The organism is Clostridium ljungdahlii DSM 13528 (assembly GCF_000143685.1).
Classification (GTDB): domain Bacteria; phylum Bacillota; class Clostridia; order Clostridiales; family Clostridiaceae; genus Clostridium_B; species Clostridium_B ljungdahlii.
This window is the reverse complement of record NC_014328.1, coordinates 4604848-4630065: the sequence shown is the minus strand read 5'-3', so window position 1 is coordinate 4630065 and position 25218 is coordinate 4604848. Positions and strand designations below refer to the sequence as shown.

The 25218-nt window shown below is 29.6% G+C and carries 30 protein-coding genes, 1 tRNA gene and 1 pseudogene; 28 read left to right on the top strand and 4 right to left on the bottom strand.

From position 1 onward, the window contains the following. The first annotated feature begins 497 nt into the window (after positions 1-497). The 13 genes from rpmH to CLJU_RS21110 all read left to right on the top strand — a co-directional run bounded on the left by rpmH (position 498) and on the right by CLJU_RS21110 (position 10350). Positions 498-632: a 50S ribosomal protein L34 gene (rpmH, locus tag CLJU_RS21170; protein WP_013240860.1), complete on the top strand. Its 135-nt coding sequence runs from the start codon at positions 498-500 to the stop codon at positions 630-632. 50 nt (positions 633-682) lie between these two features. After that, positions 683-1018, top strand: coding sequence for a ribonuclease P protein component (gene rnpA / locus CLJU_RS21165; RefSeq protein WP_013240859.1), 336 nt, complete (start codon positions 683-685; stop codon positions 1016-1018). Next, on the top strand, positions 1015-1224 hold the full coding sequence (gene yidD, locus CLJU_RS21160; RefSeq protein ID WP_013240858.1) for a membrane protein insertion efficiency factor YidD: 210 nt from the start codon (positions 1015-1017) through the stop codon (positions 1222-1224). Before rnpA ends, yidD begins: the two co-directional genes overlap by 4 nt. Positions 1225-1244: 20 nt before the next feature. Continuing rightward, on the top strand, positions 1245-1901 hold the full coding sequence (locus CLJU_RS21155) for a membrane protein insertase YidC (protein WP_013240857.1): 657 nt from the start codon (positions 1245-1247) through the stop codon (positions 1899-1901). A 16-nt stretch (positions 1902-1917) separates the two neighbouring features. Further along, the gene (jag, locus tag CLJU_RS21150; RefSeq protein ID WP_013240856.1) at positions 1918-2544 is read left to right on the top strand and encodes an RNA-binding cell elongation regulator Jag/EloR; all 627 of its coding nucleotides are present in this window, start codon (positions 1918-1920) and stop codon (positions 2542-2544) included. A gap of 302 nt (positions 2545-2846) precedes the next feature. Next, positions 2847-4226, top strand: a complete 1380-nt coding sequence (gene mnmE / locus CLJU_RS21145) for a tRNA uridine-5-carboxymethylaminomethyl(34) synthesis GTPase MnmE (protein ID WP_029170213.1) — start codon at positions 2847-2849, stop codon at positions 4224-4226. 11 nt (positions 4227-4237) lie between these two features. Then, positions 4238-6124: a tRNA uridine-5-carboxymethylaminomethyl(34) synthesis enzyme MnmG gene (mnmG, locus tag CLJU_RS21140; RefSeq protein ID WP_013240854.1), complete on the top strand. Its 1887-nt coding sequence runs from the start codon at positions 4238-4240 to the stop codon at positions 6122-6124. A 25-nt stretch (positions 6125-6149) separates the two neighbouring features. Next, entirely contained in the window at positions 6150-6863 is a 714-nt protein-coding gene (rsmG, locus tag CLJU_RS21135) for a 16S rRNA (guanine(527)-N(7))-methyltransferase RsmG (RefSeq protein WP_013240853.1), read from the top strand. Positions 6864-6962: 99 nt separating this feature from the next. Further along, complete coding sequence (noc, locus tag CLJU_RS21130) at positions 6963-7736, top strand: nucleoid occlusion protein (RefSeq protein ID WP_013240852.1); 774 nt, start codon at positions 6963-6965, stop codon at positions 7734-7736. Positions 7737-7871: 135 nt separating this feature from the next. Further along, positions 7872-8639: a ParA family protein gene (locus CLJU_RS21125; RefSeq protein WP_013240851.1), complete on the top strand. Its 768-nt coding sequence runs from the start codon at positions 7872-7874 to the stop codon at positions 8637-8639. Positions 8640-8646: 7 nt separating this feature from the next. Next, a complete protein-coding gene (locus tag CLJU_RS21120) occupies positions 8647-9507 on the top strand; it encodes a ParB/RepB/Spo0J family partition protein (RefSeq protein ID WP_013240850.1) in 861 nt (286 codons plus the stop codon). A 52-nt stretch (positions 9508-9559) separates the two neighbouring features. Further along, complete coding sequence (locus CLJU_RS21115) at positions 9560-10063, top strand: DUF4446 family protein (protein ID WP_013240849.1); 504 nt, start codon at positions 9560-9562, stop codon at positions 10061-10063. A gap of 56 nt (positions 10064-10119) precedes the next feature. Continuing rightward, the gene (locus tag CLJU_RS21110) at positions 10120-10350 is read left to right on the top strand and encodes a YkuS family protein (RefSeq protein ID WP_013240848.1); all 231 of its coding nucleotides are present in this window, start codon (positions 10120-10122) and stop codon (positions 10348-10350) included. Positions 10351-10363: 13 nt separating this feature from the next. Here the strand turns inward: CLJU_RS21110 and yyaC are convergent, their stop codons facing one another. Next, positions 10364-10951, bottom strand: coding sequence for a spore protease YyaC (yyaC, locus tag CLJU_RS21105; protein ID WP_013240847.1), 588 nt, complete (start codon positions 10949-10951; stop codon positions 10364-10366). Between the two features lie 78 nt (positions 10952-11029). Continuing rightward, positions 11030-12085 (bottom strand): sporulation integral membrane protein YtvI, encoded by a 1056-nt coding sequence (gene ytvI, locus CLJU_RS21100; RefSeq protein WP_013240846.1) that lies wholly within the window; start codon positions 12083-12085, stop codon positions 11030-11032. Between the two features lie 456 nt (positions 12086-12541). On the opposite strand from ytvI, the gene CLJU_RS21095 reads away from it, so the two are divergent. The 12 genes from CLJU_RS21095 (at position 12542) to CLJU_RS21040 (ending at position 22309) form a co-directional block, all read left to right on the top strand. After that, on the top strand, positions 12542-12793 hold the full coding sequence (locus tag CLJU_RS21095; RefSeq protein WP_013240845.1) for a putative Se/S carrier protein: 252 nt from the start codon (positions 12542-12544) through the stop codon (positions 12791-12793). Positions 12794-12808: 15 nt separating this feature from the next. After that, positions 12809-13699 carry a mechanosensitive ion channel family protein gene (locus CLJU_RS21090; protein ID WP_013240844.1) on the top strand — a complete coding sequence of 297 codons (891 nt, stop codon included), beginning with the start codon at positions 12809-12811 and terminating at the stop codon, positions 13697-13699. A gap of 3 nt (positions 13700-13702) precedes the next feature. After that, positions 13703-13915: a DUF951 domain-containing protein gene (locus CLJU_RS21085; RefSeq protein WP_013240843.1), complete on the top strand. Its 213-nt coding sequence runs from the start codon at positions 13703-13705 to the stop codon at positions 13913-13915. A gap of 104 nt (positions 13916-14019) precedes the next feature. Further along, positions 14020-14307: a 30S ribosomal protein S6 gene (gene rpsF / locus CLJU_RS21080; protein ID WP_013240842.1), complete on the top strand. Its 288-nt coding sequence runs from the start codon at positions 14020-14022 to the stop codon at positions 14305-14307. A gap of 12 nt (positions 14308-14319) precedes the next feature. Beyond that, positions 14320-14760 carry a single-stranded DNA-binding protein gene (locus CLJU_RS21075; protein WP_013240841.1) on the top strand — a complete coding sequence of 147 codons (441 nt, stop codon included), beginning with the start codon at positions 14320-14322 and terminating at the stop codon, positions 14758-14760. Between the two features lie 21 nt (positions 14761-14781). Beyond that, positions 14782-15039: a 30S ribosomal protein S18 gene (gene rpsR / locus CLJU_RS21070; protein WP_013240840.1), complete on the top strand. Its 258-nt coding sequence runs from the start codon at positions 14782-14784 to the stop codon at positions 15037-15039. A gap of 164 nt (positions 15040-15203) precedes the next feature. After that, positions 15204-15521, top strand: a complete 318-nt coding sequence (locus CLJU_RS21065) for a MazG-like family protein (RefSeq protein WP_013240839.1) — start codon at positions 15204-15206, stop codon at positions 15519-15521. 11 nt (positions 15522-15532) lie between these two features. Further along, complete coding sequence (locus CLJU_RS21060) at positions 15533-16519, top strand: YybS family protein (RefSeq protein WP_013240838.1); 987 nt, start codon at positions 15533-15535, stop codon at positions 16517-16519. Positions 16520-16537: 18 nt separating this feature from the next. Then, positions 16538-18523: a DHH family phosphoesterase gene (locus tag CLJU_RS21055; RefSeq protein ID WP_013240837.1), complete on the top strand. Its 1986-nt coding sequence runs from the start codon at positions 16538-16540 to the stop codon at positions 18521-18523. Next, on the top strand, positions 18524-18967 hold the full coding sequence (rplI, locus tag CLJU_RS21050; protein ID WP_013240836.1) for a 50S ribosomal protein L9: 444 nt from the start codon (positions 18524-18526) through the stop codon (positions 18965-18967). It begins immediately after the preceding gene. 12 nt (positions 18968-18979) lie between these two features. Next, the gene (gene lonC / locus CLJU_RS21045; protein ID WP_013240835.1) at positions 18980-20875 is read left to right on the top strand and encodes a Lon family ATP-dependent protease; all 1896 of its coding nucleotides are present in this window, start codon (positions 18980-18982) and stop codon (positions 20873-20875) included. Positions 20876-20974: 99 nt separating this feature from the next. Next, a complete protein-coding gene (locus CLJU_RS21040; protein WP_013240834.1) occupies positions 20975-22309 on the top strand; it encodes a replicative DNA helicase in 1335 nt (444 codons plus the stop codon). Between the two features lie 72 nt (positions 22310-22381). Here the strand turns inward: CLJU_RS21040 and hsp18 (CLJU_RS21035) are convergent, their stop codons facing one another. After that, the gene (hsp18, locus tag CLJU_RS21035; RefSeq protein WP_013240833.1) at positions 22382-22828 is read right to left on the bottom strand and encodes a heat shock protein Hsp18; all 447 of its coding nucleotides are present in this window, start codon (positions 22826-22828) and stop codon (positions 22382-22384) included. 54 nt (positions 22829-22882) lie between these two features. Further along, positions 22883-23329: a heat shock protein Hsp18 gene (gene hsp18, locus CLJU_RS21030; RefSeq protein ID WP_013240832.1), complete on the bottom strand. Its 447-nt coding sequence runs from the start codon at positions 23327-23329 to the stop codon at positions 22883-22885. A 302-nt stretch (positions 23330-23631) separates the two neighbouring features. Here hsp18 (CLJU_RS21030) and CLJU_RS21025 point away from each other — a divergent pair. The 3 genes and pseudogenes from CLJU_RS21025 to CLJU_RS21015 all read left to right on the top strand — a co-directional run bounded on the left by CLJU_RS21025 (position 23632) and on the right by CLJU_RS21015 (position 25143). After that, positions 23632-23707, top strand: a tRNA-Thr gene (locus CLJU_RS21025). Positions 23708-23848: 141 nt separating this feature from the next. Beyond that, positions 23849-24525 (top strand): annotated as a pseudogene (locus CLJU_RS21975) (ammonium transporter); the annotation flags it as partial. Between the two features lie 252 nt (positions 24526-24777). Beyond that, complete coding sequence (locus CLJU_RS21015) at positions 24778-25143, top strand: P-II family nitrogen regulator (RefSeq protein WP_013240829.1); 366 nt, start codon at positions 24778-24780, stop codon at positions 25141-25143. The last annotated feature ends 75 nt before the right edge of the window (positions 25144-25218 follow it).

Here is a 25218-nt window from a genome sequence, read left to right as displayed (position 1 = left end):
TTTATAAATATGTTTATATCTTTTAAATAAAAAAAGTTATAAACAATAACCGTAAAATAAATATTAACATTATCTACAATGAATAATGTTAGTAAAATAGTTAAAAATGTATAAATGAATAGGAAGTTTATATAAAATAAAACAACTTATGCACATTTTTATCCACAGTTGTGGATAAGTTATATATTTTTAAAGTTATTAACAGGTCTCTATTTATAATATCAAAACCTAACTACCTATTCAAGAAGTTATCCACAAAAACCGATAAAAAATATTAACAGGTAATGTTTTTTATCCATTTTTGTAGTCTTCATTTTGTATTGACATTGTAACTTAGTGAATATATAATTTAATAGTAAAACTTTAGGATTTATAATTAGGTGAATTGATTGCTTTTATAAATGTTAGTTTACATGAGAGTAATGTATTTGTTGCGCTCTATATATAATAAGTAAAGAAAAAATAAATGCTAAATTGGAAAGGAGTTGTGTTATAGTATGTGGATGACTTATCAACCAAAAAAGAAACAAAGAAAAAGAGAGCATGGCTTTAGAAAAAGAATGAGAACTTTGTCAGGAAGAAATGTTATTAGAAGAAGAAGACAAAAAGGTAGAAAGAGATTAACAGCATAAGGGCCGCTTTTGTGGCCTTTTTCTGCAAGCAGAAAAAAGGAGCAAAACATATGGATGTTTACAGAATAAAAAAGAATGCAGAATTTAGAGCTGTGTATAGAAGAGGAAAATCTTTTTCTAATAATCTATTAGTATTATATATCTACAGAAATAAAAAGGGTATAAATAGATTAGGTATATCAGTGAGTAAGAAGGTAGGAAAGAGTGTTATTAGAAATAGAATTAAACGATTAATTAAAGAAAATTTTAGGTTGAATATTGAAGACATAAAAGTTGGATATGATTTAGTATTTATAGCTAGGAATTTGTCAAATGGTAAAAGTTATATAGAAATAGAGAATTCCATGAAAAATTTAATTAAAAAAGCAGGTTTGTATAATAAATGAAAAAATTTTTAATTTTTTTAGTTAAATTGTATATGAAATATATATCACCTTTGAAGGGTCCATGTTGTAGATTTTACCCTACTTGTTCACAATATACAGTAGAAGCATTGCAAAAATATGGTACTATAAAAGGTGGATTTATGTCTATAAAGAGAATATTGAGGTGTAATCCATTTTGCAAGGGAGGATATGACCCAGTTAAATAAATTTCGGGAGGTTTAATATTTTGCAATATCTAAATAATGCTTTTGTTCAGTTTTTTGAGTTTTTACATCATAGTGTAACTTCCGTCATACCTAATCAGAATATGTCTTATGGTATCGCAATAATTTTAATGACTATAATAATTAGAATTATAATACTTCCACTAGGTATAAAACAAGCAAGATCTTCACTTATAATGAATGAAATTCAGCCAGAGGTAAAAAAGCTACAAGAGAAATATAAAAAAGATCCTCAGAAAGCACAGCAAGAAATGATGAAATTATATAAAGAAAAAGGAGCAAGTCCTTTTAGTGGATGTTTACCACTTCTAATTCAATGGCCTATTCTAATAGCTCTCTATTATGTTTTTAATAATCTATCAGGAATAAATGGCGTTAGTTTTTTGTGGATAGGGGATTTAGCTAAAACAGATATATTCCTTGCTATTTTATCGGGCGTAACTACTTTCTTATCAGGATATTTGATGATGTCAGGTAATAGCGAGCAAGCAAAGCAGGCAAAGACAATGAATATAGCAATGTCTGCAGTCATGGTATTTATGAGTATAAAGTTTAAAGCAGCTTTAGTACTTTATTGGGTTGTTAGTAATTTAATTCAAATAGCACAAACTGTTGTTTTGAAAAAGATTGAAATGAAAAAAGGAAATATTAAGGCTTAGGGGGTGGCCATGTGTTATGGATTTTATAGAAACGACTGGGAAGACAGTAGAGGATGCATTTAAAACTGCACTTTCTGAATTAAAAGTTGAAGAAGATAAAGTGGAAATGGAAGTTTTAGATGAAGGCAATAAAGGTTTTTTTAATATTATAGGAACGAGGCCAGCCAAAATAAGAGTTACGGTTAAGAGAGATTATATAAATGAAGCTAAAACATTTTTGAGAAGTATTTTAGATAAAATTAAGGTAGAGGCTGAAATAGAAATAAAAGAAGACAAAAATGGCATAAAAATATATTTAACTGGTCAAGAAATGGGAATACTTATAGGATATAGGGGAGAAACGTTAGATGCACTTCAGTATCTTGTAAGTCTTGTAATAAATAAAAATCATGATACAGAATATAAGAGAGTTGTTTTAGACACAGAAAATTATAGATTTAAAAGAGAAGAAACTCTAAAGAGACTTGCTAGAAGAGTAGCTGAGAAGGTTAAGAGGACAGGTAGAATAATTAAGTTAGAACCAATGAATCCTTACGAGAGAAGAATAATTCATTCTGCCCTTCAAAATAATATTTATGTGAATACATATAGCGAAGGTCAGGAACCCTTTAGAAGAGTTGTAGTGGATTTAAAGAAAGCCTAAAGGCTTTCTTTTTTACATTTAGAAAAATAAATGAGAGATACAAAATAATTTTAAACGTTAGCTAGATTTAGATTATCTTATGTGTAGAAGTATATTTATCAATAAATCTTACTTAGTGGGAAAAGCAAATGTTCCAAATCTTTGATTTGCTGATAGTTGCTTTCTCTTTAGAGTTTTGTTTCTCTCACTAAGTTTAGATGAATTATCTAGGGGCTTAGCTACTGTTAGCTCCCACTTTGATAGAAGTGGGAGTGTTACAGTAGGTAGCCATCAGATAAATTATATTTTGAGGAAGTGAAATGATGAAAGAGTTTGATACAATAGCAGCTGTAGCTACGGTTTTAGGTGAAGGTGGCATATCGATTATAAGAATTTCAGGCTGTGATTCACTTAAAATAGTTAATAGTATATTTAAAGGAAAAAGTAATAAAAATTTGATTGATATGAAGCCTTATTCTATGAGATATGGTTATATAGTAGAAAAAAGTACTGGTGAATTACTAGATGAAGTACTTGTTAGTTTTATGAAGTCCCCTAAAAGTTATACTTCAGAAGATACAGTTGAAATAAATTGTCACGGTGGAGTTGTGGCAACTAAGAAAGTACTCGAGGAAGTTATTAAATCTGGAGCTAGAATTGCAGAGCCAGGAGAGTTTACAAAAAGGGCATTTTTAAATGGAAGGATAGATTTAAGTCAGGCGGAAGCGGTAATTGATATAATTAGAGCAAAAACTGAACTTTCGATGAAGTCAGCTGTACAGCAATCTACTGGTAAGATTTCTAAAGAAATTAACGCACTTAGAGAAAAGCTTTTAGAGGTAATTGCACATATAGAGGCTACAGTGGACTATCCTGAAGAAGACTTAGAAGAAATGACATCAGATAAGGTTTCCATGAGATTACAGGAAATATTAGACGAAATAAATCATATATTAAGCACTGCGGAAGAAGGTAAGATAGTCAGAGATGGATTGAATACAGTAATTGTAGGAAAACCTAATGTAGGTAAGTCCTCACTTTTAAATTCTTTAATTAGAGAAAATAGGGCAATAGTTACAGATGTACCAGGTACAACAAGGGATGTTATAGAGGAATATATGAATATAGATGGAATTCCTATAAAGGTAATTGATACTGCAGGGATAAGGGAAACGGAGGATTTGGTAGAAAAAATTGGCGTAGAAAGATCTAAACAAAAGATAGATGAAGCTGATTTAGTCATATTAATGCTGGATTCAAGTGAAGAATTGGATGATGAAGATAAAGAGATTATGAATTATGTAAAAGATAAAAAATATATAATTCTATTAAATAAAATTGATATAAATGATAAAATAAATTTAGACGATATTTGTAATTTAGATTCCAGTTGTATAATAAAAACTTCAATAAAGACAGGTAAAGGATTGGATAAGATAAAAACATGTATTAAAGACTTGTTTTTTAAAGGTGAGGTTAAACCGGGAGATTTATTTATAACTAATGCTAGACATAAGGAAGGACTTATAAGAGCTAAGGAAAGTTGTATTGAAGCTTTAGGAGCATTAAAGAATACATCTGCTATAGATTTGGCATCTATAGATATAAGAAATGCATGGGATAATCTTGGCAAGATAACTGGAGACACCTTAGAAGAAGATATAATTGATAAAATATTTTCACAATTTTGTTTAGGAAAGTAGGTAGTTAAAAATTGGAGTATTTTTCAGAAAAATATGATGTAATAGTTGTAGGAGCAGGTCATGCAGGTTGTGAAGCAGGACTTGCAGCTGCTAGAATGGGTTGTAAGACTTTAGTGTGTACAATGAATTTAGATAGTGTAGGATTTATGCCTTGTAATCCTAATGTTGGTGGAACTGCTAAAGGGCATTTAGTAAGGGAAATAGATGCTTTAGGTGGAGAGATGGGTGTAAACATTGATCATACTTTTATACAGTCAAGAATGCTTAATACTTCTAAAGGGCCAGCAGTACATTCACTTAGGGCTCAGGCTGATAAGAAAAACTATTCAGTTAGAATGAAAGAAGTACTTGAAAAACAAAATAACTTGTCTTTAAGACAAATAGAAGTACTAAGTATAAGAACAGATGATAAAGGAAAAGTATGTGGTGTATTAACTAAAAATGGAGCATATTTTGAGACGAAAACTGTTGTTTTGGCTACAGGAACTTATCTAAAGGGTAAAGTTATCATAGGAGACGTAAGTTATAGTTCGGGGCCAAATGGATTTATGCCTGCTAATGACCTTTCTCAAAGTTTACTTGATCTTGGTATAGAACTTAGAAGGTTTAAAACTGGTACACCAGCTAGAGTAAATAAGCGAAGTGTTGATTTTTCAAAAATGATAGAACAACCAGGTGATAAGAAAATAGTTCCTTTTTCTTTTATGAGTGGAAGTTTAGATAGAAGCCAAATATCTTGTTATTTAACGTATACTACAGAGAATACTTTAAAGGTAATAAGAGATAATATAAATAGATCTCCACTTTATAATGGTTCTATTAAATCTGTAGGTCCTAGGTACTGCCCTTCAATAGAAGATAAAGTAATGAGATTTCCAGATAAGGAAAAGCATCAGATATTTATAGAGCCTGAAGGTGAAAATACGGACGAACTATATGTAGATGGGGCATCTACTTCTATGCCAGAAGATGTGCAGATTGCTATGTATAGAACTATAGCTGGACTTGAAAATGTAGAGTTTTTAAGAACAGGTTATGCTATTGAATATGATTGTATAAATCCAACACAACTAAAACTTTCACTAGAATTTAAGAAAGTTGAAGGATTGTTTGGTGCAGGTCAGCTAAATGGAAGTTCAGGATATGAGGAAGCTGCTTCTCAGGGAATAATTGCAGGTATAAATGCTGCGCTTAAATCACAAGGCAATCCACCTCTTATTTTAAAGAGATCAGATGGATATATAGGCGTTTTAGTAGATGACTTAGTTACAAAGGGAACTCAGGAGCCTTACAGAATGATGACATCACGAGCAGAGTATAGGTTGATACTGAGACAAGATAATGCAGATTTGAGACTTACGGAACTTGGACATAAAATAGGACTTGTTAGCGAAGAAAGATATGGAAAGTATTTAAAAAGAAAAAGTGACATTGAGAAAGAGGTTGAAAGAATAAAAGATATTCACATAACGCCTAAAAAAGAAGTAGTTGATTTTTTAAATTCTATAGGTTCTTCTGAATTAAAGAAAACTACAAGCTTATATGAGCTTATTAAAAGACCAGAGCTTGACTATTTTAAGGTACAACCACTTGATGTAGATAGACCAGAGCTTGGGGAAGATATTCAAGAAGAAGTTAACATTATTTCCAAATACGAGGGGTATATTGAGAAACAATTAGAACAAGTAAGTCAATTTAAAAAATTTGAAAATAAAATTATACCTGAAGACATAAACTATGATAAGATAAATGGACTGAGAATAGAAGCTACCCAAAAGTTGAAAAAGATAAGACCTATGAGTGTAGGTCAGGCTTCTAGAATTTCAGGGGTTTCTCCAGCAGATATTTCTGTTTTACTAATTTATATGGAGAAAAAATATAGAGAAAAGGATCTGTAAATGAAGGTAGATTGGAGAACTAAATATGCAATATTTTAAAATTATAGATACTGCGTGTAAAGATGTAGGACTAGAATTTGATGAAAAAAAGTATAGTAAATTTATAAAATATAAGGATATATTAAAATTTTGGAACAACAAAATCAATCTTACTACTATAGTAGAAGATGAAGATATAATAAAAAAACACTTTATAGATTGTGTAAAAATATTTAAATTTTCACCATTAAGAGATATTTCTAATGTTATTGACATAGGAACAGGAGCTGGATTTCCAGGTATACCTATGAAGATAGTTAATCCTCAAATAAAAGTAGTGCTTTTAGATTCGTTAAATAAGAGGATAAACTTTCTGAATCAAGTTATATCAGATATTGAATTAAATGATATAAAATGTATACATGGAAGAGCAGAAGATTTTTCTAAAGATATTGAGTATAGAGAAAAATTTGATGCAGCAGTTTCAAGGGCTGTAGCAAATTTAACTGTTCTAAGTGAGTTTTGTATTCCTTATATAAAATTAGGTGGATATTTTGTGGCTATGAAAGGTCCATCTGTTGAGGATGAAATTAAGGAAAGTAAAAAAGCTGTTAGTATTTTAGGTGGGAAAATAGAGGATATAATAAAAATAGAAAATGATGATCTTAATCATAATTTAGTCGTAATAAAAAAAATTAGGAGAACACCAAATATGTATCCAAGAAAGGCAGGTATAGTTTCTAAAAAACCACTAAAATAAATGTAACAATTTGTCGGATAAAAATTATATAAATTAGAAGGATTTTATAAAACCGTGAAGAAATGTTAACAATAGGAAACATAAGAGGGATGGTTAAATATGCAAAAGAACGTTAATTATATACCCGTAGATTTAATTTTACCTAATGTATATCAACCGAGAAAATATTTTAATGAAGAAAGTTTAGAAGAGTTAGCTCAATCTATAAGTTCATATGGAATAGTTCAACCACTGTCAGTAAGAAAATTAGGTGAAAATAAGTACGAATTAGTTGCTGGGGAAAGAAGACTGAGAGCAGCAAAAAAGGCAGGACTTACTGAAGTTCCTGTAATAATAGTAGACATAAGTGATAAAGAATCTGCTGCAATTGCACTTTTAGAAAATTTGCAGAGGGAAAATTTAAATTTTTTGGAAGAAGCAGAAGCATACTATAATTTAATAAAGGATCATTCTTATACTCAAGAGAAACTAGCTGAAACTATAGGAAAAAAGCAATCTACTATTGCAAATAAGATTAGACTTCTTAGACTTGATAAAGAAATTAGAATTATGTTACTAGAGAATAACTTAACTGAAAGGCATGCGAGAGCCTTATTAAAACTTCCAACATTGGAGATTCAGAAAAAAATATTAAAGATCGTAATTAAGAAATCTTTGAATGTAAAGAAAACAGAAGAACTTATCAATAAAGAATTGGACAAGCTCACCAGTAATAAAAAAAATAAAAGAAAGAAAATAAAAGGAATATTTTCTCCTAAAGTATATATAAATACAATTAAGCAGATTTTTGATAAATATGGGTTGAATGCAAAGTATACTTCAGAGGATTCAGACGAAGAGGTTCAGATTATAATTACTATTCCTAAAAAATAAAATGTTTCACATGAAACATTTTATTTTTTTATAAAAATTTAAATGTTAATTAACAATAAAAACTCTTTTATTCTTTTAAATAAAAATATATAATTAGAAAAGATGAATATATAAAGCTGGAAGGAGGGAATTTAAATGAAGGTAATATCCATATTTAATCAAAAGGGTGGGGTTGGTAAAACTACTACTTGTATCAATTTAAGTGCTTATTTGGCTATGCAAGGATATAAAATATTGAATATAGATATTGATCCTCAAGGTAATACTACTAGCGGATTGGGAATTGATAAGGAAAAATTAGATGCTTCTATATATGATATATTAACTTCAGATGTTGAGATAGATAATGTTATAAAAAAATGTGAATTGATAGATAATTTTTCTATAGTGCCATCAACTATAGAACTAGCTGGAGCTGAAGTGGAATTAATAAATAAAGAAAACAGAGAAAATATATTAAAGAATAATTTAAAAAAGTTAAAAGCTAAATTTGATTTTATATTTATAGATTGTCCTCCGTCTTTGGGACTTTTGACTATAAACGCACTTACAGCATCAAATAGTGTGATTATACCTATCCAATGTGAATTTTATGCTTTGGAAGGTGTTGGACAACTAGTTAACACAGTACAATTGATAACAGAATCCTTAAATAAAGACTTAAAAATTGAGGGGGTTATTATGAGTATGTGTGATGGGAGAACTAATCTGTCTACTCAAGTGATTTCAGAAGTAAAAAAATATTTTAAAGATAAAGTATATAAAAGTACCATACCTAGAAATATAAGATTAGCTGAAGCTCCTAGTTTTGGACTACCTATAGTACTTTATGATGATAAATGTAAAGGTGCTAAAGCTTATGAAAGATTAACTAAAGAATTTTTGCATAGGCAAAAGGAGTGAGTGAGATTTGAATAAAAAATATGGATTAGGTAAAGGACTTAGAGCATTGATACCTGAAAGTGCGTTAGAAGAGAAGGAAGAAAGCAAAAAGGATACAATACTTATTGATATTGACTTAATAAGTGCAAATAAAACTCAACCTAGGAAAAACTTTGATGAACAAAAAATATTACAACTTTCTCAGTCAATACAAGAGCATGGTATAATACAACCACTTATACTTAATAAAATAGGAGATGATGCATATAGCATAGTTGCAGGTGAGAGAAGATGGAGAGCTGCAAAATTAGCTAATATTAAAGAAGTGCCTGCAATCATAATGAATTTATCTGATAAGGAAATCCTAGAAATTTCCCTTATAGAAAATATACAGAGACAGGATTTAAATCCAATAGAAGAGGCTTTAGCTTATAAGAGATTAATTAATGATTTTAATTTAACTCAAGAAGAATTAAGTGTAAAGATAGGTAAATCGAGGACTGCAATTACTAATTGTATGAGACTTTTGAATTTAGACAGTAGAGTTCAAGAATATATAATAGATGGAGTTATTACAGAAGGGCATGGTAGAGCACTCCTGGGTGTGGACGATGGAGAACTACAATATAAATTAGCACAAAATATAATAGATGAAAATTTAACAGTTAGAGATATAGAAAAAATTATTAAAAATCTAAATTCTAGTAAGGCAGCTAAGAATGATAATATAAAAAAAGCAAATCCCTATTATGTAGATATAAGAGAAAAACTAGAGGATTTATTTGGTACTAAGGTTTCACTAATGGATAAAAAAAATAAAGGAAAAATACAAATAGAATATTATTCTCAAGAAGATTTGCAGAGAATATTAGATATACTAAAAATTTAATACGTCTTGTTTAAATGTTTCATGTGAAACATTTTTATGAAAGGAGAAAGATATGCAAAATATTATTAGCTTAATAGGAAGTTTACAACCTTATATTATAATTGGATTAGCTGTATTAGTATTGATATTGTTAATTATGAATATGGTGATTTTTACATCTTTAAGTAGATTGGAAAAAAGGTATAGAAAAATCATGAGAGGTTCAAACAATAAGAATTTAGAAGAACTTATTGTAGGTTACTTAGATAATATAGATGATGTAAAAGAACAATCTAAAGACATGAAAGAACTTTATAATAGCTTAAATTTAAAAATAAAAGACTGCATTCAAAAAATATCCATTATAAGATACAGGGCTTTTGAGGATGTAGGAAGTGACTTGAGTTTTTCAGTTGCACTACTAGATGGGAAAAATGATGGTGTAATAATTACAGGAATATATGGAAGAGATGAGAGTACTACTTATGCAAAACCTATTGATAGCGGAATGTCAAGATATGAGTTATCTCAAGAAGAAAAACAAGTTTTAGAAGAATGTGTAAATAAGAAAATATAATAACTTACATAAAGAACCTCCTTAAGGGAAAATTATCTTTTAAGGAGGTTTTTTATATGAAAATATATGTTACTAAGAATCTAAGTTATATAAGTTATGAATTGCAAAAAAGAGGATATATAATAGTAACAGATGATTCAGATACTAAATATAATGTTATAATTTGCAAGCTAAAAGATGATGGACTTGCAAACTTAAATATAAAGAACAAGGATATTCTAATAATTGATTTAGGAAAAAAGAATATAGAAGAAATAGAGTATATACTTAGAGATAGAGTATTTTAGTATAAGTAAAACATTAAGCTTCTATATTTTGAAAAAAACTTGTATTCTTTTTACCACCTATAGTCTTTAATATGGAATGATATAACCCTCTAGAAATTGTGTCTGCAAGTTGCATAACAGTAAACAATCGAGTATTTTGTAATACCATAAATTCCATGGCTCCACAGATATTTACGATGCCTGTTATACTTAAATCTCCTACTTGAGGTAATGATTTTTTCATTGCAGATCCGGGGGTAAGAGGCTTTGTTTCTATTATTATTTTGCCTACATCTTGAATAGTGCCAAGGCAAGCATCAATTGCTATTATAAAAGGTTTGTTGTATTTAGAATTTATTTCAGTTATAATATTTTTAAGATTTTTTGCATGCACTGGATACTGTAAATTACCATATAGTTCAACTTTATTCCTCATTAGAAACTTCAATTTATCTCCTACTATTGGACCTAAACTATCTCCAGTAGACCGATCTGTTCCTATACAAAGTATTACTATAGTTCTACCTGATTTAACAACGGGATATATTTCATCACTTATTTTATCTCTTAAAGTGTATACGGAATTTCTACATGTGGAATCTAACGTTAATTTTTTAATCATAAGAAAACCTCCTATATTATGATTTTTGCCATATGGAGGTTAATTATACGTATAATTAACATTTTTTATTATAAAATTTTACAGCATGTCTAATTTATGAAATATATTAAAAAATACAACTAAAAATATGCAAAATATTATGCCTATAAATCCGTCTGCTTTTAAGCCTATAAATAACGCTGCTAATACGGCTACAGGATGTACACCAAGAGATGAAGAAACTATTTTAGGTTCTATAATTTGTCTTATAACTGAAACCAAAATGTAAGATATAATTAATCCCGTGCATGTGATGTAATTATTAAATATTGCAAGATAAATAATAGCAAGAGGTAAATATATAGCGCCAATTCCTATAATAGGAAGTAAGTCTGCTATAGCACAAATTATACTGAGGATTAAGGCATATTTAATTTTAAACAGTGAAAATACTATGAGTGTTTCCAAAAAAGTTATTAAAATTATTATAAGATAGGATAGTATGTAATTTTCCAACATCCGTTTACTTTCATTATATATTTTTAATATCTTATCTGTTTTGTTTTGCGGTATCAAAGTATTCATACTTATTTTAGAAGAAGTCATATCTCTAGTAAAAAAATATGTGGCAAGTAGTGTGAAAAATATTACCATTAATATGTAAGGAATTGTAGTCAATAGGTTTATTAAAGAAGAAACTAATTTACCTGAAACAGTTACTGCTATATTTGATAATTTAGTAATAAAACTTGTAAAGTTTTTTTCTAAAGCATTTATTATATAAGGGTCTAAGTTATTATAGTATTTTTGTAATTTGTAAAAAGAGTTATAAACGTTATCAGAATTCCTAGAAATGTATAGCTGAGTGTTTTTACCTAATTGTATAGTTTCTTGTGTAACTACCGTTATTCCAAATGATAGTACTGTTATTATTACGGTAAAAAATATTATAGTAGTAATTAAAGAGGATAGAGCATGGTTGATTCTAAGTTTTCTCGAAATAAAAATAGTAGGCCTTTTTAGTATTAGAGCAAAAGCAAAAGCTAAAACAAATGGCAATGTGTAATTAAGTGTACTGAAGAATACTAAGAAAATTATAGTATAAAGTATAATAAATAAACTAATTCTATTTATTTTATTTATAAATTCATTCACGATTTAAAAGCTCCCTTCTTGATTTTCTCTAATTAATAAATTAAATAAAACATATTTTTTATGTTTATATAAAAATAAAATGTGTTTTGTTATATAATTATATTGTTAGATATATAGATTTTACAATTTAGATTATCAATAAATTCTACTTATTGGGGAAAGCAGATATTCCCAAATCTTTGATTTGGTGATAGTTGCTTGCACAGAGTTCGTGGTAGTAAGTAGGCAATTATCAGATAAATTATTAGTTAAGTTTATATGATATATCCGTAAAAAACATATTTCTGATATAATAGTATATAAAAAATAAGTATTGGTTTTAAAGAATTTTATTAAAATTATGCACTAAAAGTAAATCTTTATACAATAATTATAAAGTAATCTAGAGTTGTTGTATATAAAATAATAGTAAAATTTTACAAGGAGGTTCAGCTTTAATAAACTGAGATTATAATTATGAAAGAATATTATGTAGTAACTTTTAAAAATACTCACGGAGCTATAAATGGGGAAAAAATTTTAAAAGAACAGGGAATAGACGTAAATATAATGCCTACACCAATAGTTATAACTAAAAGCTGTGGTATAAGTATAAAAATTGACAGTAAGGATATAGATACAGTAAAAAGTTTGATAAATGAAGAAAAGTTAACTATTAAAAATATTTATGAAAGAAGTAGTTTAGGATATAAGCAAATTTGCTTATAATTCTGGAGGTAAAACATGAAAGAAAGTGGTGTTTTTTCTTTTCTTAAAGTTAGTATGTATGGAGATAATATTAGTATAGGTAAATTATCCATATCCACACAAGCTATGTATAATTTTGTTTGGATAATTATTAAAGTGATATTTATACTTATAGTTATGTATCTCATCGTTAAACTAGGAAACAAAATAATAAATAGATATGTTTCAAGGCAGAAAGATTTTAGAATTTCATTGAATGATAAAAGAGCTAAAACTATAGGAGCTATTTTAAAAAGTGTATTAAGGTATTCAGTATACTTTTTTGGAATATTTACAATAATTACAGTCATATCACCTAAAGTAGGTGTAACTGGTTTAACTTTTGCAGGAATAGGAGGTGTGGCTGTTGGATTAGGTGCTCAAAGCATTATAAAAGACATTATAAATGGATTTTTTATATTATTTGAGGATCAATTTTCCGTAGGGGATTACATAAGTATAGATGATAAAAGTGGCATCGTAGAAAGTATGGAGCTTAGAGTTACTAAAGTAAGGGATTTTAATGGAGATCTTCATATAATACCTAATGGACTCATTTCAAAAGTAACCAATCATTCTAAGGGGAGCATAAGAATTACAGTAGATGTGGAAATTTCTTATGATGAGGATATTCAAAAAGTCATAGAAATAATGACACAATTGTGTGAGAATTTTGCCAAAGAAAATAGTTCAATTACCCAAGCACCTACTGTTCAGGGAATAACAAATATAAAAGATAACAGAGTAACCATTAGAGTAGCTGGTAAGGCTAAGGCTATGACACAGTGGGATATGGAGATGAAACTTAGAAGAGAAATAGGAGAAACTTTAAAAAAGGAAAACATAAAAACTCCTTATTTAGTAATAAAAAATTTAAAGGGGGAATAGTACATGAAAAAAGTTTATTACATTGGTGATGTAGTTGAAATGAAGAAAGGACATCCTTGCGGTAGTAATGAGTGGGAAGTAATAAGACTTGGGGCAGATATAAAGATTAAGTGCTGTGGATGTGGAAGAATAGTTATGCTTCCAAGAAATAAATTTGAGAAAAGTGTAAAAAAAATAATTAAGCAAAATTCACCTGATGAAAAAGAGACACAATAATTAAAAAAATTAATTGATTTAATGTTAAAAAAGTAGTAAAATGAATAACTGTAGTCCCTGCTGTGAAATCACAGCCATTAGCCCAAAGGGAGGAGGTGGAATCAATGAGTAAGTATGAAACTATATTTATATTACAACCATCATTAGATGAAGAAGCTTGCAAAGCTAACATAGAAAAGTTTAAGGGTGTAATAGAAAATGGTGGAGGAGTAATAGAAAACGTTGATGTTTGGGGTAAGAGAAAACTTGCCTATGAAATAAACAAAGTTAACGAAGGATATTATACCTTAATAAATTTTAATGCTGATCCTAAATTACCAAAAGAGTTAGACAGAGTATTCAGGATTACAGATACAGTTATAAGACATATAATAGTAAAGGATGAAAAATAGGTGGTGTTTTGATTGAATAAGGTTGTTTTAATTGGAAGATTAACCAAAGATCCAGAATTGAGATTTACACCAGGAAATGGTACAGCAGTTACCACTTTTACTATAGCCGTTGATAGGAGATTTTCTAAAGATGGGCAAAAAGAGGCAGATTTTATCCCTATAGTTGTATGGGGAAAACAAGCTGAATCTACTGCAAATTATATGAGTAAAGGAAAACTTATAGGTATTAGTGGTAGAATCCAGACTAGAAATTATGAAGCTAAAGACGGTACTAGAAGATATGTTACTGAGGTTATTGCAGAAGAAGTTCAATTCCTAGAATGGGGAGAGAAATCTGCAAAGAACTCATATAATCAAACTTCATCTGAAAATTTTGGAAAAACTCAAAACTTTGATGAGAATATTTATGGAGAGGATATTACTCCAGTAGATGATGGAGATATACCTTTTTAAAAGTAAGGAGGGGAAAGCATTATGGCAAATAATAGAGAAGGCGGAAGAAGAAATTCCGGCAAAATGAGAAGAGCTAAGAGAAAAGTTTGTGCTTTTTGTATGGACAAATCTGAATTTATAGATTATAAAGATATAAATAAATTAAGAAAATATGTTACAGAAAGAGGAAAAATCCTTCCAAGGAGAATTTCTGGAAACTGTGCAAAACATCAAAGAGAACTTACAGTAGCTATAAAGAGAGCTAGAAACATAGCTTTACTGCCATTTACAACAGAGTAGTTTATAAAGTGAAGAATTTTTATTCTTCACTTTTTTTAAATTATATTTAGTTTTTTTACTATAGATTTAATTTATGTATGATTTGGCAGCATAATCAATGTTAATTTATTGCATAAAGCTATGAAAGCAACTAAAATATAATTAAAGGCTAGGAGGATGATTGTATGAAAAAAGAAAATTTCAACATAATGTATAATGTTAAGATAATAGAAGATTTAAAGGCTAATCTTTTATGTATAGTAGCAGATTTTTTTAAATTGCTTACAAGAGGCAGTAATGTAGCACAAGAATCCATACTAGACTGTATTTCCGGGGGAATAATAGTATTATATTTACTTGCAGAGAGGCTTGGTTATTCACATAAATCAGTAGATCAAACTATGAAAAAGAAATTGAAAATTGGTATAATTGAAGAAGACAAAATAGAAAAGGATGGCAAAGATTTAAGTAAACTATATAGTTATCTCAAAGAAAGGGAATAATGGAGGTAAAAATGCAGAATAAGACATATAACACAAGAGCCTTAGCAGAAGCAGGGCTTACCATAGCACTTACAGTAATAATAATGCTTGTAAACATATATGTACCTATAGCTTCCTTAGTTGCTAATTTTATAGTACCAATACCTATAACGATTTTGTATATTAGGCATAATTATAAGGTTACTTTGATTTCTGTAATAGCTAGTGGTATATTTATAGCAATGTTTTACAATCCTATATATGCAATATCTTCAATGATAATGGTTGGATTTACGGGAGTTGTACTAGGATATTGTGTGAAAAATAAAAAAAATTTTGGAACTACAATTATCTTTCTTTCCATAGCAATGGCTTTAGGAACAACAATCTATACCACTATATACATAACTTTAATGAGTAATGATGGAATATATGGTTTTGTAAGTAAAATAGTGAAAAATTTCAACCAGTCCATGGAAATAAGTAAAAGTATTTATCAGCAGGCAGGCGTATCCAGCAGTCAACTGGCACCTATAGAAGATTTAATTAAGATGTTTACACCAGAATATATTATGAGACTTATTCCAGGAGTAATTATAGCTAGTTCAGTTATTTTGGCATATCTAAATTACACAATAACAAGGGTTGTGCTTAAAAAGTTAAAATATGAAGTTAATGAAGCAAAACCTTTTAATCAATGGTATATGAATACAAGAATAGGAACATTAGTTGGTGTTATACTTGTTTTAGGAATATTATTTAACAGAAACAACATGGCAATTGGACAGTATTTAATTAATTCTTCAGGACTTATACTTGAACTTGTATTTTTACTAGATGGAGTATCATTGATTACATACTATCTTATGAATAGGTATAAGGTATCTAAAAAAATTATTGTTTTGATTATAGTATTTACAGTTATGACTAAGCTGTCCCTAGTGTATGGCTTGGCTGGATTTATAGACATGGTATTTGACTTTAGAAAACTAGACCCTTATAGAAAATTGAAAAAATAGTAACTGGGGGCTCATTTAATGGATAATAAGTACAATTACTTTATAAAGGGTAATAAAGTGTACATGGTGATAATTGCTCTTCTTATTTTAATATTGATGGCATATGGGCATATGATAGTAGGAATTATAGCTATCTGTCTATATGCATTTCTTGTAATTTACAATGTAAAAAATACCGAATATAAAAAGAGTAAGTGGAAAAAGTTTATAGAAGATTTTTCATCTCAACTTGATATAGCTACCAGAAATACACTTGTAAAGCTTCCTTTCCCACTTGTTATAATAAAAATCACCGGTGATGTACTCTGGTATAATCAAAACTTTTCCTCCATACTAGAAGGAAAGGATATACTAGGTCAAAATATTAAGAATGTGGTAAGAGATTTTAATGTTAAGCAGGTGGCAAATGGAAAGGAAACTATATTTAGATATATAAAGATTAAGGACAAATATTATGATATATATACTAATATAGTTGATACTTCAGAAAACTCTAAAGATAAAATTATGCTCTTATATTTCTATGATGTAACAAAACCCTTTAAAATTATGAATTCAGTAAATGCAAACAAAGATGCAGTAATGTTAATGGAAGTGGACAATTTTGATGATGTAGTAAAGCCTATGGAAGAAGATGATAGACCACTTATAATAGCTGAAATAGAAAGAACTATAAATAGTTATGCTCAGAATTTAAATGCTATGATAAGAAAGTATGAATCAAATAAATATGTATTTTGCATACAAAATAAGTACATAGAAAAAGAAATGGAAAAGAAATTTGAAATACTTGATACTATTAGAGAAATAAATATGGGAAATAAACTTGCAGTAACTTTAAGTATTGGAATTGGCAGGGGTGGTGATACTCCCTTGGAGAATGAAAAATATGCAGTATCGGCTAAGGAATTGGCACTAGGACGTGGAGGAGACCAGGCAGTTGTAAAAAATGGAGATAAACTTTTGTTTTATGGAGGAAAGACTAAGGAAATTGAAAAAAGAACAAAAGTAAGGGCTAGGGTAATAGCTCAGGCTCTTGTAGATATAATAAAGGATAGTAGAAATGTATTTATAATTGGACACATGAAACCAGATATAGATTGTTTAGGATCTGCTGTTGGAATTCGCAGTGTAGTTAGTTTAATGAATAAAGAATGCTTTATCATATTAGATGATAGTAATGAAAGCATAAAAGTTATATTAGATAAGATAAAAGAAGAGAAGGAATACGATAATGTTTTTATACACAGCAAAAATTGTGAAGATAAGATAGATGAAAATAGCCTTCTTATAATTGTAGATGTACATAGTGAAGGACATGTACAAAATATGCAATTAGTTAAGAAGTTTGATAGAATAGTTATAATAGATCATCATAGAAGAACTACAGATCTCATTAAAAATTCTCTTTTAAGTTACATTGAACCTTATGCTTCATCTACCTCTGAATTGGTTACTGAAATGCTGCCTTATATGGTAGAAAAACCAAATATAAAGCCAATAGAGGCAGAAGCACTTCTAGCAGGCATATGTGTGGATACAAAGAATTTTTATTTTAAAACTGGTGTAAGAACTTTTGAAGCCGCTTCATTTTTAAGAAGATTGGGAGCAGACACCATAGATATAAAAAAGCTTTTTTCCTATGATTTTGAAACTTATTTAAAGAGAGCTGAAATTATAAAATCAGCAAAGATAAATAATGGTATTGCTATAGCAGTATGTCCCCCAGAAATGGCAAATTTATTATTAGTTGCCCAAGCAGCAGATGAGCTACTAAATATTACAGGTATTCAAGCATCCTTTGTTTTTGTTAAAATAAAAGATGAAGTATTTATTAGTGCTAGATCCTTAGGGGATATAAATGTTCAAATTATACTTGAAGGCCTAGGAGGGGGAGGACATATGACTATGGCAGGAGCTAAATTAGAATCTGTAACCATAGATGAGGCTATAGAAAAATTAGATGAGGCTATAAATGAATATACTGAGGAGAGTGAAGAATAGATGAAAGTTATATTATTAAAGGACGTAAAAACTTTAGGGAAAAAAGGGCAAGTAATAAATGCTTCAGATGGATATGCTAGAAATTATTTAATACCAAGGGGAGTTGCAGAAGAAGCAAATCAGTCAAATCTTCATATATTGAATAACAAAAAGGAAGCAGAGAGAAAAGAAAAACTTGCTGAAATAGAAGCAGCACAAAAACTTGCTGCTAGCTTAAAGGGCAAAGAGATAAAACTAACTGTAAAATCAGGGGAAAATGGAAGGTTGTTTGGATCAATAACAGGAAAAGACATTTCAGATGAATTAAACAAAAAATTTCATATAAATGTGGATAAAAAGAAAATAGCAGTTAACAACATAAGACAACTTGGTACCTATGATGTAGAAGTTAAATTGTATCCTGAGATATCCACTAAAATAAAAGTAGTTATTGCAGAGAAATAAGGAGGAAAATTTGTGAAATTACAATTTGTTGATGGATTAAATAGGGAATTAAATGATTCTATTCCAATAAATACTCAAGTAAAAGTTTTATATGATCTTTTGAAAAAGATAATGGATAAAGGTACTGTGAATGCCAGAGTAGTAAGGTATAATTTAAAAGGCTATATGAATAGTGAGAATTTATTTGAAAGAATATATGCTCTAAATAAAATAGTTAGTGATGGAAAAGGATTAACTGAGATACCAGATGAATCAAATGTATATGATGCACTAGAAAGCACCAACAATTGGATAGCAGAAACATTAGCAGAAAGATATGTAAGAACTAAGATTGAAAAGGAAGTAGAGAAAAACCTTACAGAACATCAGGACAAATATATGGATGAGGTTAGACTCAGTATTATAAAAAAGCGAAAAGGACCTGAAAACGCAAAAACCTTGAAAAAGTATGCTCAACTTGAGGTACTGGATTCTAAGGGGCTTAGCAAAAACATTCAAAAACTTCTAAGACCAGAAACTTTTGATGAAATAATTGGCCAAGAGAGAGCTATAAAGTCTATACTGTCTAAAATAGCATCACCATATCCGCAGCATATAATTTTATATGGGCCGCCGGGAGTAGGGAAAACTACAGCAGCTAGAATTGCTTTAGAAGAAGCAAAAAAGTTAAAATTTACACCTTTTAGAAAAGATGCTAAGTTTGTAGAGGTAGATGGAAGTACTTTAAGGTGGGATCCTAGGGAAATTACAAATCCACTTCTTGGATCTGTACATGACCCTATATATCAAGGAACTAAGAGAGACTTAGCGGAAGTAGGAGTACCAGAACCAAAACCTGGACTTGTTACAGAAGCTCATGGTGGAGTTCTTTTCATTGATGAAATAGGAGAATTGGATGAAATGCTCCAGAATAAGTTGCTAAAAGTACTGGAAGATAAAAGAGTTGAGTTTTCATCTTCATATTATGATCCAGATGATGAGAATATACCTAAGTATATAAAGTATTTATTTGAAAAGGGAGCTCCTGCAGATTTTTTACTTATAGGAGCTACAACTAGAGAGCCAAGTGAAATAAATCCTGCCCTTAGATCAAGATGTACTGAGGTTTATTTTGAGCCGCTTTCTGTGAAGGACATACAGAGAATAGTGGAAGATGCCGCTGAAAAACTTAATATTGAAATTGAGAGTGGGGTTTCTGAACTTATAAGTAAATATACAATTGAAGGTAGAAAAGCTATTAACATATTATCAGATGTCTATGGGTATGTACTTTATAATAATGGAATAAGTGATTTAAATGATAAAGTTAAAATTTCAGTAGAGGATTTAAAGAAGGTTATATCTATAAGTAGATTTGTACCTTTTGAAGAAGTGCCTTCAAAGTCTACCTATGAAATTGGCCATATTTATGGATTAGGAGTAAGTGGATATATAGGCTCTACTATAGAGATAGAAGCTGTTACATTTGAAGCTAAAGAAAAAGGCAAGGGAATTGTAAGATTTAATGATACAGCAGGAAGTATGGCAAAAGATTCTGTATTTAATGCAGCTTCAGTTATAAGAAAAATAACAGATAAAGATATGAGTGATTATGATATCCATGTAAATGTAATAGGCGGAGGAAGGATTGATGGTCCTTCAGCAGGAGCTGCTATTACAGTATGTATTATAAGCGCCCTTTTACAAAAACCTTTAAGGCAAGATGTAGCTGTAACAGGAGAGATATCTTTAAGAGGAAAGATAAAACCTGTAGGTGGAATATTTGAAAAAGCTTATGGTGCTAGGAGAAAGGGAATAAAGACAATGTTACTACCTGTAGAAAATTTAAAAGAAGTACCTACTGATATTAAGGATATAGAAATTAAGGCTGTATCAAATATTGAGGAACTTATAGAATTGATCTTCTGATTCTAAATAAACAGAGTGTTAATTTGAAACAATTTCTATTTCACCTGTAGATCAATTAAGCAAATGGTAACATTTAATTCTAGGGAGTGAGACATCTGTATGGATACATCTATTAGAAGCATACCTCATAATATAGAGGCTGAACAAGGTGTAATTGGATCTATGCTTATTGATAAAACTTCCATAGCTGAAGCTATGGAAGTTCTAAACACCGAGGATTTTTATAAGGATTCACATAAGGTTATTTTTGATTCAATACTTGATTTGTATAAAAAAGATATAGCTGTAGACATAATAACTTTGACTGAAAACTTAAAATCGAGATCAAAACTTGAAGCAGCAGGTGGTATAACTTATATAAGTGAACTAAGCGGATCAATAGTGTCCACTGCTAATTTAAAATCCTATATAAAAATTGTAAAAGATAAATCTGTTCTGAGAAAACTTATTAGGGCTTCTACCAAGATAATAGAAGAAAGTTATAAAAATCAGGATGATGTTGTAGGAACCATTGATATGGCTGAAAAATCTATATTTGATTTGTCAAGTAATAGAAAAGTTTCTGATTTTGAGCCTATGAATGTTGTACTTGAAAGAGGATTTACTGAAATAGAGAGGTTATTTAACAATAAAGGTGAAACTACAGGAGTAGCCTCTGGATTTAGAGAGTTAGATGCTAAGACGTCAGGTTTTCAAAAGGGAGATATGGTACTTGTGGCGGCTAGGCCTTCTATGGGTAAAACAACTTTTGCCTTAAATATAGCGGAATATGCGGCTTTAAGGGAAGGTAAAAAAATAGCTATGTTTTCTCTTGAAATGTCAAAAGAACAATTAGCTTATAAGCTTTTATGTTCCGAGGCACATGTAGATATGCTTAATTTAAGAACGGGAAATTTAGAAGATAAGGACTGGGAAAATATAGCTAGAGCTTCAGGGCCTCTTGCTGCTGCAAAGATATTTATAGATGATACTGCAGGTATAACCATTATGGAAATGAGGTCTAAATGCAGAAGATTAAAGATGGAACATGGTATAGATATGATAGTTGTGGATTACCTACAGCTTATGAGTGGAGGTAAAGGCTCAGAGAATAGGCAGCAGGAAGTTTCAGAGATATCCAGATCCATAAAAGCACTAGCAAAGGAAATGGAATGTCCTGTTATTGCCTTGTCCCAATTATCACGTGCGCCTGAAGCTAGAACGGACCATAGACCTATGCTGTCAGATTTAAGAGAATCCGGATCAATAGAGCAGGATGCAGATATAGTTATGTTTTTGTACAGGGATGAATACTATGATAAGGATACAGAAGATAAAAATGTTGCGGAATGTATTATTGCAAAACAGAGAAATGGTCCTACAGGCACTGTAAAATTGGCCTGGATGGGTCAGTTCAGTAAGTTTGGTAATTTAGATGTTATACATCAGGAATAGCTAAAAAGCACTGTAAAGTTTATTTACAGTGCTTTTTAGTCTGATTATATTGATTTCGTAGTAAGTAATTTTTTATTGTATATCTATTTTCTTACCTTGTCTTTTACCTTGTGAAAGTTTTGGAAGGATAACTTTTAAAACTCCATCATTAAAAGAAGCTGTAATGTTTTTGTCATCTACATTATCAATATAAAAACTTCTTCTGAATTCACCATATCTTCTTTCACGTCTTACAAAGTTTTCGTTTTTATCTTCTATAGAGTCATCCCTTTTTGCAGATATGGTCAAGTAGTTATTATTAAAGTCTAAGTCTATAGAATCTTTATTTATTCCTGGTAGATCAGCACAAACTATATAAGAAGTTTCATTTTCCTTAAGATCAACTTTAAAACCATTGCCAAAACCATTCATGTTCATAGGTGCAAAAAAGTCATTATTAAAGAATGAATCTACAAAGTTATCGAATGCATCGCCTCTTTTTAAAGAATTGTTTTTTCTAAATGGAACCATATCAAACATAATGAATACCTCCTAAATAAAATTTTATTATTTTCTAAAAATTATCAAATTTTATTAATGTATATCTATTTTTTTGCCGTTTCCTTTTTCTCTATTAAGTTTTGGAAGATCAACTCTTAAAACTCCATCTTTAAAGGAAGCTGTAATATTTGAATCATCTACATTGTCGATGTAAAAACTTCTTTTGAATTCACCGTATCTTCTTTCACGCCTTACAAAGTTTTCATTTTTATCTTCAATAGAATCATCTCTTTTTGCACATATAGTCAAATAATTGTTGTTAAAATCTAAGTCTATGGAATCTTTATTTATTCCTGGTAGATCAGCACAAACTACATAAGAAGTTTCATTTTCCTTAAGATCAACTTTAAAACCATTGTCAAAACTATTCATGTTCATAGGTGCGAAAAAGTCATTATTAAAGAATGAATCTACAAAGTTATCGAATGCATCACCTCTTTTTAAAGAATTGTTTCTTCTAAATGGAACCATATCAAACATAATGAATACCTCCTTATAGATTTTATTTTCTATGTTTTCTAAATTGTTTTTATATTTTGTAAATCCTTATTACAGTTATTATAGTACAATAAAGGTCAAAGAAAGTCAAAGTCTAAAAATAAATGAATGGCATAGATATGATTAGTTATTATTAGAGCTAACTATATAATTTAGTATTATCCATATATTTTCAAGATATGCTAAGAAATCAATCATATTTGGATGATTATGATAACAATATAAAAAAATTTTTTTTATATTTGATTAAAATAGAATTTTGTATTAAAATAGTATTGTGTTTTGCTCCTATGGCTCAGATGGTAGAGCAACTGATTCGTAATCAGTAGGTCACAGGTTCGAATCCTGCTAGGAGCACCAAGAAAGAATTTCACAGGTTCTAAATACAGAAACACTCACTTGTTTATTGTAGTGATATTACAGTAGACTAGTGGGTGTTTTTGTGTGTTCTTTGATTGGACTTAATACCACTATAGGGTGTTTAATTAAAATTTATATCCTTTAGGGTATACACTATGTTTTGGAAAGGATATAGGAGGATTAATAGGTGGTCTTAATTTTGCTGGCTTAAAAGGAGTAGAATTTGCGCCAAACGTCAATTATGGAAGTACAATTCCACAGCAAGCATTTATGCTATTTCAGCTTATGTTTGCCATAGTAACTGCAGCAGTTTCGGTAGTAAGTTGGAGTGTTTGTGAATTTACTTATAGAAAGAAAGTAACTTCTCTTGGAGTTGTTAGTGGAATAGTTGCAGGTCTTGTAGCTATAACTCCAGCTGCAGGTTTTGTAAGCCCTCTAGCTTCAATGATTGTTGGTTTAGTAGCAGGAGTTATATGTTATATATCTATTACTTTTATTAAGGCTAAGTTTGGATATGATGATGCATTAGATATCTTTGGATGTCATGGTGTAGGAGGAATATGGGGGGAATCGCTACTGGAATATTTGCATGGAAGTCAGTAAATTCAGCTGGTGGAAATGGATTAATACATGGAAATCCGAAATTGATTGGAATTCAGGTTATAGGCATTTTATCTAGTATTATATATGTAGCAGTAGTTACATTTATTATAATTAAAGTAATTAATGTCGTAAGCAGTATAAGAGCAAGTGAAAAAGATGAACAGATGGGTTTAGATATTACAGAACATGGTGAAGAAGCCTATGGAGGATTGTAAGTTTAATATAAATATAAAAATATAGTTGAAAAGTCTTTATAAAATAGTATAAAATTTAAATACATAATATAAATTTGTATTTTAAGTGATTTCGGAATTAAAATCTGAAAAGAGTAGGTAACCTTTGAAATCGTACTTGATATAATATTATGTAAAGGATTAATTTACGGATTTGTACATTTTAAGTATCCAGATCAATGCTAGTAGAATTATGAAAGAAACTGAAATATATTTAATAAGGGAGGTAAAACAATGGGTAATAAACTTAAAAAGGTGGATATTATTACTCACAAAGCTAAATTAGAGGAATTAAGAGAAGCATTAAATGACATTGGTGTTACAGGTATGACTGTTACAAATGTTTTAGGGTGCGGAGTACAAAAAGGTTATAAGGAATATTATCGTGGGTTGACCATGGATATTAATCTACTACCAAAAGTAAAATTAGAAGTGGTAGTCTGTGAGGTACCCGTAGAGCTTGTTATTGAAACTGCTAAAAAAGTACTTCATACAGGAGAAATGGGTGATGGAAAAATATTTGTTTATGATATTGAAAACGTTATACGTATAAGTACTGGTGATGAAGGGAGAAAAGCCTTACAATATAGTAAGCCTTAGATTTAATATTAAATGGAAATACCCACTTGTTTATTGTAGTAATATTGCAGGAGACTATTGGGTGTTTTCTTATTT

What these genes read in the sequence shown, in the direction of transcription:
- noc (WP_013240852.1), top strand. Translation starts at nt 6,963, where the DNA reads ATGCAAAAGAACGTTAATTATATACCCGTAGATTTAATTTTACCTAAT.
- yidD (WP_013240858.1), top strand. Translation starts at nt 1,015, where the DNA reads ATGAAAAAATTTTTAATTTTTTTAGTTAAATTGTATATGAAATATATA.
- CLJU_RS21060 (WP_013240838.1), top strand. Translation starts at nt 15,533, where the DNA reads ATGCAGAATAAGACATATAACACAAGAGCCTTAGCAGAAGCAGGGCTT.
- hsp18 (WP_013240833.1), bottom strand. Translation starts at nt 22,828, where the DNA reads ATGTTTGATATGGTTCCATTTAGAAAAAACAATTCTTTAAAAAGAGGC.
- CLJU_RS21090 (WP_013240844.1), top strand. Translation starts at nt 12,809, where the DNA reads ATGAAAGAAAGTGGTGTTTTTTCTTTTCTTAAAGTTAGTATGTATGGA.
- CLJU_RS21085 (WP_013240843.1), top strand. Translation starts at nt 13,703, where the DNA reads ATGAAAAAAGTTTATTACATTGGTGATGTAGTTGAAATGAAGAAAGGA.
- CLJU_RS21055 (WP_013240837.1), top strand. Translation starts at nt 16,538, where the DNA reads ATGGATAATAAGTACAATTACTTTATAAAGGGTAATAAAGTGTACATG.
- rpmH (WP_013240860.1), top strand. Translation starts at nt 498, where the DNA reads ATGTGGATGACTTATCAACCAAAAAAGAAACAAAGAAAAAGAGAGCAT.
- CLJU_RS21065 (WP_013240839.1), top strand. Translation starts at nt 15,204, where the DNA reads ATGAAAAAAGAAAATTTCAACATAATGTATAATGTTAAGATAATAGAA.
- rpsF (WP_013240842.1), top strand. Translation starts at nt 14,020, where the DNA reads ATGAGTAAGTATGAAACTATATTTATATTACAACCATCATTAGATGAA.
- CLJU_RS21095 (WP_013240845.1), top strand. Translation starts at nt 12,542, where the DNA reads ATGAAAGAATATTATGTAGTAACTTTTAAAAATACTCACGGAGCTATA.
- rplI (WP_013240836.1), top strand. Translation starts at nt 18,524, where the DNA reads ATGAAAGTTATATTATTAAAGGACGTAAAAACTTTAGGGAAAAAAGGG.
- rpsR (WP_013240840.1), top strand. Translation starts at nt 14,782, where the DNA reads ATGGCAAATAATAGAGAAGGCGGAAGAAGAAATTCCGGCAAAATGAGA.
- jag (WP_013240856.1), top strand. Translation starts at nt 1,918, where the DNA reads ATGGATTTTATAGAAACGACTGGGAAGACAGTAGAGGATGCATTTAAA.
- rnpA (WP_013240859.1), top strand. Translation starts at nt 683, where the DNA reads ATGGATGTTTACAGAATAAAAAAGAATGCAGAATTTAGAGCTGTGTAT.
- yyaC (WP_013240847.1), bottom strand. Translation starts at nt 10,951, where the DNA reads ATGATTAAAAAATTAACGTTAGATTCCACATGTAGAAATTCCGTATAC.
- CLJU_RS21115 (WP_013240849.1), top strand. Translation starts at nt 9,560, where the DNA reads ATGCAAAATATTATTAGCTTAATAGGAAGTTTACAACCTTATATTATA.
- hsp18 (WP_013240832.1), bottom strand. Translation starts at nt 23,329, where the DNA reads ATGTTTGATATGGTTCCATTTAGAAGAAACAATTCTTTAAAAAGAGGT.
- rsmG (WP_013240853.1), top strand. Translation starts at nt 6,150, where the DNA reads ATGCAATATTTTAAAATTATAGATACTGCGTGTAAAGATGTAGGACTA.
- mnmE (WP_029170213.1), top strand. Translation starts at nt 2,847, where the DNA reads ATGAAAGAGTTTGATACAATAGCAGCTGTAGCTACGGTTTTAGGTGAA.
- CLJU_RS21110 (WP_013240848.1), top strand. Translation starts at nt 10,120, where the DNA reads ATGAAAATATATGTTACTAAGAATCTAAGTTATATAAGTTATGAATTG.
- CLJU_RS21040 (WP_013240834.1), top strand. Translation starts at nt 20,975, where the DNA reads ATGGATACATCTATTAGAAGCATACCTCATAATATAGAGGCTGAACAA.
- CLJU_RS21015 (WP_013240829.1), top strand. Translation starts at nt 24,778, where the DNA reads ATGGGTAATAAACTTAAAAAGGTGGATATTATTACTCACAAAGCTAAA.
- CLJU_RS21125 (WP_013240851.1), top strand. Translation starts at nt 7,872, where the DNA reads ATGAAGGTAATATCCATATTTAATCAAAAGGGTGGGGTTGGTAAAACT.